Origin of the sequence: Streptomyces sp. NPDC096046 (genome assembly GCF_040303285.1) — a bacterium.
Classification (GTDB): Bacteria; Actinomycetota; Actinomycetes; order Streptomycetales; family Streptomycetaceae; genus Streptomyces.
Genome location: NZ_JBEOSZ010000051.1, coordinates 48,607 through 58,458, shown reverse-complemented (window position 1 = coordinate 58,458; position 9,852 = coordinate 48,607). Strand labels below are relative to the sequence as shown.

Sequence of the window (9,852 nt, the reverse complement as noted above, 5' to 3'; positions counted from 1 at the left end):
TCGGAGAAGTACCAGCTCAGGCACCGTGACTGGGAAGCGGCCGAACGTGAGGGCCGCACCATCACCGCGCTGCTGACCCGGCTCAACACCGTCCGCCGGGAACACCCGGCGCTGCACCGGCTCAGGAACCTCCGCTTCCACCACACCGACAACGACGCGCTCATCGCGTACAGCAAGCGCAGCGGATCCGACGTCGTCCTGGTGGTCGCCAACCTCGACCCGCACCACACCCAGGAGGCCACGGTCTCGTTGGACATGCCGCAACTCGGCCGGGCCTGGCACGAGTCGGTGCCGGTGCGCGACGAGCTCACCGGCGAGACCTACCACTGGGGGCGCGACAACTACGTGCGGTTGGAGCCGGGGCGGGCTCCCGCGCACGTCTTCCACGTCCAGTCCCCGCCCGCCGCGCATGCGAACGGAGGGACAGAGAAGCCATGACCGTGAACGAGCCCGTGCCGGACACCTTCGAGGACACTCCCGTCAGGGACCGTGACCCGGAGTGGTTCAAACGCGCTGTCTTCTACGAGGTGCTCGTCCGCTCGTTCCAGGACAGCAACGGCGACGGCGTCGGCGACCTCAAGGGCCTGACCGCCAAGCTCGACTACCTCCAGTGGCTCGGCGTCGACTGCCTGTGGCTGCCGCCGTTCTTCAAGTCCCCGCTGCGCGACGGCGGCTACGACGTCTCCGACTACACGGCCGTGCTGCCGGAGTTCGGCGACCTCGCCGACTTCGTGGAGTTCGTCGACGCCGCACACCAGCGCGGCATGCGCGTGATCATCGACTTCGTCATGAACCACACCAGCGACCAGCACCCGTGGTTCCAGGAGTCGAGGAAGGACCCCGACGGCCCCTACGGCGACTACTACGTGTGGGCCGACGACGACAAGGGCTACCCGGACGCGCGCATCATCTTCGTCGACACGGAGACATCGAACTGGACCTTCGACCCGGTGCGGGGCCAGTACTTCTTCCACCGCTTCTTCTCCCACCAGCCGGACCTCAACTACGAGAACCCCCGCGTCCAGGAGGAGATCCTGGCCGCGCTGAAGTTCTGGCTGGACCTGGGCATCGACGGGTTCCGGCTGGACGCGGTGCCGTACCTCTACGCGGCCGAGGACACCAACTGCGAGAACCTGCCCGCCACCCACGCGTTCCTCAAGCGCGTCCGCAGCGAGATCGACGCGCAGTACCCGGACACGGTGCTGCTGGCGGAGGCCAACCAGTGGCCCGAAGACGTCGTCGACTACTTCGGCGACTACACCAACGGTGGCGACGAGTGCCACATGGCGTTCCACTTCCCGGTCATGCCGCGCATCTTCATGGCCGTGCGCCGCGAGTCCCGCTACCCCGTCTCCGAGATCCTGGCCAAGACACCGGCCATTCCGTCGAACTGCCAGTGGGGCATGTTCCTGCGCAACCACGACGAGCTCACGCTGGAGATGGTCACCGACGAAGAGCGCGACTACATGTGGGCCGAGTACGCCAAGGACCCCCGCATGCGCGCCAACATCGGCATCCGCAGGCGGCTGGCCCCGCTGCTAGACAACGACCGGCACACGATCGAGCTGTTCACCGCCCTGTTGCTGGCCCTCCCCGGCTCACCGATCCTCTACTACGGCGACGAGATCGGCATGGGCGACAACATCTGGCTCGGCGACCGGGACGCCGTACGGACGCCGATGCAGTGGACCCCGGACCGCAACGCCGGGTTCTCCACCTGCGACCCGGGCCGCCTCTTCCTGCCGGCGATCATGGACCCGGTCTACGGCCACCAGGTGACCAACGTCGAGGCGTCGATGTCGTCGCCGTCTTCGCTGCTGCACTGGACCCGCCGCATGATCGAGATCCGCAAGCAGAACCCCGCCTTCGGACTCGGCTCCTACACCGAACTGCCCTCCTCCAACCCCGCGGTGCTGGCGTTCCTGCGGGAGTACGAGGACGACCTGGTGCTGTGTGTCAACAACTTCGCGCGGTTCGCCCAGCCCACCGAGCTCGACCTGCGCGAGTTCGCCGGGCGGCACCCGGTGGAGCTGTTCGGCGGGGTCCGCTTCCCCGCGATCGGCGAGCTGCCGTACCTGCTGACGCTCGGGGGCCACGGCTTCTACTGGTTCAGGCTCACTCGAGTCGCATCCCGCATCGGCCGGCGACTGTGAGCCTGCGCCGACGAAAGGAGGCGTGACCATGCCGAAGACCGCATCCCTCCGCCCGAGTCTCACCCGCCTGGCCGAGCCCATGGAGTGGCTCGGCGGGCTGCTGCGCGACTGGCTGCCCCGGCAGCGCTGGTTCGCCGGCAAGGACCGGCCCGTCACCGAGCTCGGCCTGCTGTCGATGACCGAGCTCTTCCCGGGCTGTCTGCACCTGCTGGTCCACGCCGGTCACGCCGGGCACACCGGCGTGCCCTCGCCCGGCGGGGCTCCCTCGGCCGGCGACTGCTACCAGCTGCTCCTCGGCGTGCGGGAGCAGCCCGCGCCGCGTCTGGGGCGGGCGCTCATCGGGCAGGTGCCGGACGGGCCGCTGGCCGGCATGACCGTCTACGACGCGCTGCAGGATCCCCGCGCGGCCCAGCTGCTGCTCGACCGGCTGCGGCACCCCGGCAGCGCGGGCCCGCTGCGCTTCGACTGCGCCCCGGATCAGCGGGTGCCCGCCGGCCTCGTGCCGCGGCTGCTGGACGCGGAGCAGTCCAACTCCTCACTGGTGTACGGCGACGAGTACATCCTGAAGGTCTTCCGGCGCATCCAGCCGGGCGTCAACCCGGACCTGGAGGTACCGGGCGCGCTGGCCCGTCAGGGCTGTCACCGCGTGCCCGCGCCCGTGGCCTGGTTCCAGACCGGGCACCCGTTCAAGGCCACCCTCGGGGTGCTCCAGCCGTACCTGCGGGACGCCTCCGACGGCTGGACGCTGGGGCTGCACGCGCTGGCCGCCGGGGACGACTTCACGGTCCAGGCGCGGGCCCTGGGCGCTGCCACGGCGGAGGTGCATCTCGCGCTGGCGTCGGCCTTCCCGGTCGGCGAGCCCGGGGAGAACGGGCGTACGGCGGCGGCGATGACCGAGCGGCTGGACGCCGCGGCGCACTGCGTGCCCGCGCTGCGACCGTTCGTGCCGGGCCTGCGGACCGCGTTCGCGGCCCTCACCGGCTGCGACCCCGGGCCGCCCGCCCAGCGCATCCACGGCGACCTGCACCTGGGCCAGGTGCTGCGGGCCGGGCGCGAGTGGTTCGTCATCGACTTCGAGGGCGAGCCGTCCCGGCCGCTCTCCGAACGGCGCAGCGCCCACTCCCCCGTGCGGGACATCGCCGGGATGCTGCGTTCCTTCGACTACGCCGCCCGGCAGCGCCGCCCCTGGCGCCCGGAGTGGGCCCGCCGCTGCCGCGAGGCCTACTGCGCGGGCTATGCCGTCCGCGCCGGCTGGGACCCCCGCAAGAAACACGGACTGCTCCGCGCCTATGAGACGGACCGGGCCGTGTACGAGGTGCTGTACGAGGCACGGCACCGCCCCGACTGGCTGCCTGTACCGATGGCGGCGATCGAGCGCCTCGCCGTGAGAGGAGACTGAGCCGTGGCCCTGCGCGACACCTCAATCCCGGAGCCGTCCGGGTCCGGCCCGGTCCCGGGCACGACCGCCCCCGCCCTGAGTCCGGAGGACCGCGGGCGCCTGCTGGCGGGCGCCCACCACGATCCGCACGCCTTGCTGGGCGCCCACCCGGTGCCCGGCGGGGTCGTGTTCCGGGCGCTGCGCCCCTTCGCCCGCGCGGTGAGCGTGGTCATCGACGGCCGGCGCACCGCGCTCGTCTCGGAGGGCGACGGCCTCTTCTCGGGCGTGCTGCCGCTGGACGCGGTCCCCGCCTACACGCTGCACGTGGCGTACGAGGACGGTGAGCAGGAGACGCCCGACCCGTACCGCTTCCTGCCCGCTCTCGGCGAACTCGACCTGCATCTGATCCGCGAGGGCCGGCACGAGCAGCTGTGGACGGCGCTGGGCGCGCAGCCGATGACCCACGAGGGCGTGACCGGTACCCGGTTCACCGTGTGGGCGCCGAACGCGCAGGGCGTGCGGGTCGCCACGGACTTCACCCACTGGGACGGGACGCAGTTCCCGATGCGGTCGCTGGGCGCCTCCGGTGTGTGGGAGCTGTTCCTGCCGGGCGTCGGCGAGGGCACCCCCTACAAGTTCGAGATCCACTCCCGCTACGGCCACCGCTTCCTCAAGGCCGACCCGATGGCCCGCCGCTGCGAGGAGCCGCCCCACACGGCGTCGATCGTGACGGCCTCGCACTACGAGTGGGGCGACACCGAGTGGATGGCGCACCGCGCCGACACGCCCGTGCACGAGGCGCCGTTCTCGGTGTACGAGGTGCACCTGGCGTCATGGCGGCCGGGGCTGACCTACCGGCAGCTCGCCGAGGAACTCCCGAAGTACGTCAAGGACCTGGGCTTCACGCACGTGGAGCTGATGCCGGTCGCCGAGCACCCCTTCCACGGCTCCTGGGGCTACCAGGTCACCGGCTTCTACGCGCCGACGTCCCGGCTGGGCACGCCGGACGACTTCCGGTTCTTCGTCGACGCCTGTCACCGTGCCGGTCTCGGCGTGATCATGGACTGGGTGCCGGCGCACTTCCCTAAGGACGACTGGGCGCTGGCCCGGTTCGACGGGGAGCCGCTGTACGAGCCGGGGGACGACCGGCGGGCGGAGCACCCGGACTGGGGCACCTACGAGTTCGACTTCGGCCGCACCGAGGTGCGCAACTTCCTCGTCGCGAACGCCGTCTACTGGTGCGAGGAGTTCCACATCGACGGCCTGCGGGTGGACGCGGTGGCGTCCATGCTCTACCTGGACTACTCCCGTGAGGACGGCCAGTGGGAGCCCAACGCCTACGGCGGCCGGGAGGACCTGGCGGCCATGGCGTTCCTGCAGGAGATGAACGCGACGGTGTACCGGCGGGCCCCGGGCGTGGTCACGATCGCCGAGGAGTCCACCGCCTGGGGCGGGGTGACCCGGCCCACCGAGACCGGCGGACTGGGCTTCGGGCTGAAGTGGAACATGGGCTGGATGCACGACTCGCTGGAGTACATCGCCCACGAGCCCGTGCACCGCAAGTACCACCACCACGAGATGACGTTCTCAATGGTCTACGCCTACAGCGAGAACTACGTCCTGCCGATCTCCCACGACGAGGTCGTGCACGGCAAGCAGGCGCTGGTCTCGAAGATCCCGGGCGACTGGTGGCAGCGGCGCGCCACCCACCGGGCCTACCTCGGCTTCATGTGGGGCCACCCCGGCAAACAACTGATCTTCATGGGGCAGGAGTTCGCGCAGGGTGCGGAGTGGTCGGTGGAGCACGGCCCCGAGTGGTGGCTGCTCGACGACGGGTACCACTCGGCGGGTGACCACCGGGGCGTGCGCGACCTGGTGCGGGACCTGAACACCGCCTACCGGGCGACGCCGGCGCTGTGGCAGTGCGACACCCGTCCGGAGGGCTTCCGATGGGTGGCGGTGGACTCGGCGGACGACAATGTCCTCGCGTTCCTGCGCTACGACGCCGAGGGCCGTCCGCTGCTGGCGGTGTCGAACTTCTCCCCCGTGGTCCGGGAGGACTACGGCCTGTGGGTGCCGGGTGACGTCGTCGCCTGGGAGGAACGCCTCAACACCGACGACACGCGCTACGGCGGCAGCGGCGTGACCAACCCGAATCCGGTCAAACCGGAGGACGGTCAGGTCCGGATCACGCTGCCCCCGCTCGCCACGGTGTGGCTGGCGCCGTTCGCGGTGTGAAGTACTGCCGTCCCACCAGGTGTCCGACCCGCCTGTGGGGGGCACTAGGTCGTACCACCGGGAGCACCCGGTGGTACGACTCGGCAGGGCCAGAAGGGCGGGCATCAGGTGCGCACCGTGGGAGTGGAGGAGGAACTCCTCCTGGTGGATCCGGAGACCGGTGAGCCGCGGGCGCTGTCCGCGGCGGTACTCGCCCGGGCGGAGAAGGACGACGCGGACCAGGACGTTTTCGAGAAGGAACTCCACGAGCAGATGCTGGAGTTCGCCACCCATCCGCAGTCGTCCATGGAGAGCCTGCGCGCCGAGATCGTCCGCTGCCGCAAGGAGGCCGCCCGGCACGCGGGTGAGATCGGCTGCACCGTGGCGGCGCTCGCCACCTCGCCGCTGCCGGTCAGCCCCGCCGTCGGCGTCGGTCGGCGCTACCAGTGGATGGCCGACCAGTACGGCATCGCCACCCGGGAGCAGCTCGTCATGGGCTGTCATGTGCATGTGTCGGTGGAGTCGGACGAGGAGGGCGTCGCGGTCGTCGACCGGCTCCGGCCGTGGCTGCCGGTCCTGCGGGCGCTGAGTGCGAACTCGCCGTTCTGGCAGGGCAAGGACTCCGGGTACAGCAGTTACCGCAGCCGGGTGTGGCTGCGGTGGCCGTCGGCCGGCCCGACCGAGATCTTCGGTTCGCCCGAGCGGTACCACCGGCTGATCGCGGACATGGTGGCCACCGGTGCCCTCCTGGACGACGGAATGATCTATTTCGACGCGCGGCTGTCCCCGCGGTACCCGACGGTGGAACTGCGCGTCTCGGACGTCTGTCTGCACTCCGGCACGGCCGTGCTGATCGCCACGCTCGTCCGCGGGCTGGTCGAGACCGCCGCGCGCGAGTGGCGGGACGGCCGTGAGCCGCTCGGCCACAGCGTCAGCCTGCTGCGGCTGGCCGACTGGCAGGCCGCCCGGTCCGGCCTCTCGGGTGAGCTGCTGCATCCGGCGACCATGCGGCGCATGCCCGCCGAGGCCGTCGTCCGCGCCCTGCTGGAGCATGTCGAGGAGGCTCTCGACAGCACCGGCGACCTCGATCGGGCCCGCGCGGCGTTGGAGGAGCTGCTGCGCGAGGGCAATGGCGCCCAGGTGCAGCGCGCGCTGATGGAACGCACAGGGAGTCTGCGGGACGTCGTCACCGAGTGCGTCCGCCACACGCAGTCGTGAGACGTCCCGTCGGCCGGGGGTAGGGGTTCAGAGGATCAGGACGAGGGCGTAGGCCAGGAAGAACGCCGCGACCAGTACCGCGAGGACGATGATCGCGGTCAGCGGCCCCTTGCCCCAGCCCTTGGTCGGATTGTGCGTCTCCCGGGGCAGCGTCTCCGGCATGCTGCTCTCCGCGGGCGGGGTCTCGCCCGGCGGTACACCGCCGCCGGGCTCCAGACCGGAGGTGCGTTCGGGTTCGGGATCGGGACTGATGTGAGTCATGCCGTCCGAGTCCCCCGATCACGCCGAGATCATCAGCGGGTCCACTTCCGTATTTTCCGACCCCGAAGGGTCTCGACTCGACTACATTCGAGCACCGCTGATGACGGTACCCGTCGGCAACGTCACACCCCGTACATGTCAGGAGCAGTGCATGCGCGACCTCGCCCTCGCTCCCCCGGCCGTGGCGCCCCTGACCGGCGGGCTGGCCGACAGCGTCTTCGAGACGGCGGAGCGCGAACCGGCCCGGCCGATGCTCGCCCGCCGGGCCGATCCCGCCTCCACGACCTGGGAGGAGGTGACGGCCGTCGAGCTGCGCGACCAGGTCGTGGACATCGCCAAGGGGCTGATCGCCTCGGGGATCGCGCCGGGCCACCGCGTGGCGATCATGGCGCGCACCCGGTTCGAGTGGACGGTCCTGTGCTACGCGCTGTGGGCCGTGGGCGCCGAGGTCGTCCCGGTCTACCCGACGTCCTCGCGCGACCAGGTGGAGTGGATCCTGCGGGACGCCGGCTGCGTGGCCGTGGTGGTCGAGGACGAGCAGGGCGTCATGACCGTCGGCTCGGTGTGCGCGTCGCTCCCGCTGCTGCGCCACGTCTGGCAACTGGACGCGGGCGCCCTCGCGGACCTCACGGTCCGCGGGGAGTTCATCCCGATCGCCACCGTCGACTCGATGCGGCGCATCGTGCTGCCGGACTCCACGGCCGCCATCGCCTACACCTCCGGCACCTCCGGCCACGCCATGGGCTGCGCGCTCAGCCACCGCAACCTCGCCGGTCCCTGCGACACGCTGCTGGCGGGCTGGGGGCACACGGCCGCTCCGCACGGGGAACAGGGCTCGGTGCTCGCGTTCCTGCCCTTCTCCCATGTGTACGGGCTGATGATCCAGGGGCTGTGCGTGCGCGGCGGGCTGCTGATGGGGCACCAGGCCGAGCTGAGCGGGGAGGCACTGTCGTCGGCGCTGCGCTCCTTCCGCCCCACGTACCTCTACGCGGTTCCCTCGGTCCTGGAGAAGATCTACAAGAACTTCCTGCGCACCGCGCAGCGGGGGGGCCACGGCGGACTGTTCGAGCGGGCCGCCGAGACCGCCCGGGACTTCGCCGCGGCCCTGGAACGCCGGCGGCTGGGCCGGGGGCGCGGGCCAGGATTCGACCTGCGGCTCCAGCACGCGCTGTACGAGCGCACGGTGTACCGCCGGCTGCGGGCCGCGTTGGGCGGCCGGGTGCGGCGGGCGACATCCGGCGGCTCCCCCCTCAGCCGCGAGCTGTCCCTCTTCTACGAGGGCATCGGCATCTACGTGCACGACGGGTACGGCCTCACGGAGACCTCCGGCGGGGTGACCATGCAGCCGCTGGGGCGGGAGAAGTCCGGGACCGTGGGGCAGGCCCTGCCGGGGATGGAGATCCGGGTGGCCGAGGACGGGGAGATCCTGGTGCGCGGCCCGTCGGTGTTCCAGGGGTACGTGGGCGACCAGGCCGCCACCCGGGCCGCGCTGCGCGGCGGCTGGCTTGCCACCGGGGACCTCGGACGGCTTGACTCGGAGGGCTATCTGACGATCACCGGCCGCAAGAAGGACATCATCATCACCAGCAGCGGCAAGAGCGTCGCCCCGCTGGCCCTGGAGCAGCGGCTGCGGATGCACCCGCTCATCCACCAGGCGGTGGTGGTGGGGGACAACCGGCCCTGTGTGGGCGCCCTGATCACCCTGGATCCCGAGTTCCTGGCGCACTGGCGGGCCGGGCTGGCCCTGCAGGGTGAGATGCGGGAGGCGCGGGAGGAGAACGCGCTGCGGGAGGAGGTCGCCCGGGCCGTGGCAGCGGCCAACAGCGTTGTGTCACCATCGGAGTCGATCCGGGTGTTCCGGGTCCTGCCGGAGGCGTTCGACGTGACCAACGGGCTGCTCACGCCGTCGATGAAGCTGCGCCGGGACGAGATCGTGCGGCGCTACGCGACCGAGATCGACGCGATGTACCAGTCACGCAGGCGTCCCACCAGGCCGAACACCTCGGACGAACCGTCGAACTTGGATGATTCGGACAATGTGTTCCGCTGAGCGTACGACCGGACGCGTAGGCCTCGCCCCGTCGGGAACACGCAACAGTGGCGACGCAAGAGAAAGGACGACAGCCCTGACGACAGCCCTTGCTGACGCCCGGGCCGGAAAGGCGATATGTCAACCGAGCCGCGTGGGGACGACGCCCTGACCTCCGAGGAGATCCCGAGCCGCACGAACAGCTTCGTGGGCGAGCCGCATGATGTGACGGGTGCGCGGCTGGCAGCGGAGGAGTTCCTGCGTGATCTGGCACGCTCCTCCCCGCCGTCTGCCCCCGAGTACTGGGACGACATCCTGCTGGTGGTGACGGAACTGGCCGCCAACGCGGTCCAGTACGCCCCGGGTCCGTTCGCACTGCGGATGCGCCGGACGTTCGACGGGGTGCATGTGGTCCTGCACGACACCAGCACCACCGAGCCCGCCCCTCGCCCCTTCGACCCGCGCAGCGGTGGCGGGGGCATCGGCTGGCACCTGGTCCACACCCTGTGCGACCAGGTCAGCGTGGTGGCCGACGATCACGGCAAGGATGTGCACGTGTTCATGCCCTGGTGAGCCGGGTGTCACGGGCGCCGTGC

Annotated in this window: 8 protein-coding genes; 7 read left to right on the top strand and 1 reads right to left on the bottom strand. The window is 71.0% G+C overall.

Annotated elements, in window-relative coordinates; translation table 11 throughout:
- From ABTX62_RS31870 to ABTX62_RS31850, 5 genes are all read left to right on the top strand, one after another.
- A partial coding sequence (locus ABTX62_RS31870; RefSeq protein WP_352119417.1) for an alpha-glucosidase C-terminal domain-containing protein occupies positions 1–438 on the top strand: 438 nt, incomplete at its 5' end.
- The gene (gene treS / locus ABTX62_RS31865; protein WP_352119416.1) at positions 435–2,153 is read left to right on the top strand and encodes a maltose alpha-D-glucosyltransferase; all 1,719 of its coding nucleotides are present in this window, start codon (positions 435–437) and stop codon (positions 2,151–2,153) included. The genes ABTX62_RS31870 and treS, both read left to right, overlap by 4 nt.
- 28 nt (positions 2,154–2,181) lie before the next feature.
- Positions 2,182–3,552 carry a maltokinase N-terminal cap-like domain-containing protein gene (locus tag ABTX62_RS31860; RefSeq protein ID WP_352119415.1) on the top strand — a complete coding sequence of 457 codons (1,371 nt, stop codon included), beginning with the start codon at positions 2,182–2,184 and terminating at the stop codon, positions 3,550–3,552.
- Between the two features lie 3 nt (positions 3,553–3,555).
- Entirely contained in the window at positions 3,556–5,769 is a 2,214-nt protein-coding gene (gene glgB / locus ABTX62_RS31855; RefSeq protein ID WP_352119414.1) for a 1,4-alpha-glucan branching protein GlgB, read from the top strand.
- Positions 5,770–5,877: 108 nt separating this feature from the next.
- On the top strand, positions 5,878–6,966 hold the full coding sequence (locus tag ABTX62_RS31850; protein ID WP_352119413.1) for a glutamate--cysteine ligase 2: 1,089 nt from the start codon (positions 5,878–5,880) through the stop codon (positions 6,964–6,966).
- Positions 6,967–6,993: 27 nt separating this feature from the next.
- On the opposite strand, the gene ABTX62_RS31845 is transcribed toward ABTX62_RS31850, so the two are convergent.
- Positions 6,994–7,227: a DUF6480 family protein gene (locus tag ABTX62_RS31845; protein ID WP_352119412.1), complete on the bottom strand. Its 234-nt coding sequence runs from the start codon at positions 7,225–7,227 to the stop codon at positions 6,994–6,996.
- Between the two features lie 151 nt (positions 7,228–7,378).
- On the opposite strand from ABTX62_RS31845, the gene ABTX62_RS31840 reads away from it, so the two are divergent.
- Positions 7,379–9,277 (top strand): AMP-dependent synthetase/ligase, encoded by a 1,899-nt coding sequence (locus ABTX62_RS31840; RefSeq protein ID WP_352119411.1) that lies wholly within the window; start codon positions 7,379–7,381, stop codon positions 9,275–9,277.
- A 117-nt stretch (positions 9,278–9,394) separates the two neighbouring features.
- Positions 9,395–9,829, top strand: coding sequence for an ATP-binding protein (locus tag ABTX62_RS31835; RefSeq protein WP_283969173.1), 435 nt, complete (start codon positions 9,395–9,397; stop codon positions 9,827–9,829).
- Positions 9,830–9,852: the final 23 nt, after the last annotated feature.

Coding starts and splice junctions, on each gene's coding strand:
- ABTX62_RS31860 (WP_352119415.1), top strand. CDS start 2,182: ATGCCGAAGACCGCATCCCTCCGCCCGAGTCTCACCCGCCTGGCCGAG.
- ABTX62_RS31840 (WP_352119411.1), top strand. CDS start 7,379: ATGCGCGACCTCGCCCTCGCTCCCCCGGCCGTGGCGCCCCTGACCGGC.
- ABTX62_RS31835 (WP_283969173.1), top strand. CDS start 9,395: ATGTCAACCGAGCCGCGTGGGGACGACGCCCTGACCTCCGAGGAGATC.
- treS (WP_352119416.1), top strand. CDS start 435: ATGACCGTGAACGAGCCCGTGCCGGACACCTTCGAGGACACTCCCGTC.
- ABTX62_RS31845 (WP_352119412.1), bottom strand. CDS start 7,227: ATGACTCACATCAGTCCCGATCCCGAACCCGAACGCACCTCCGGTCTG.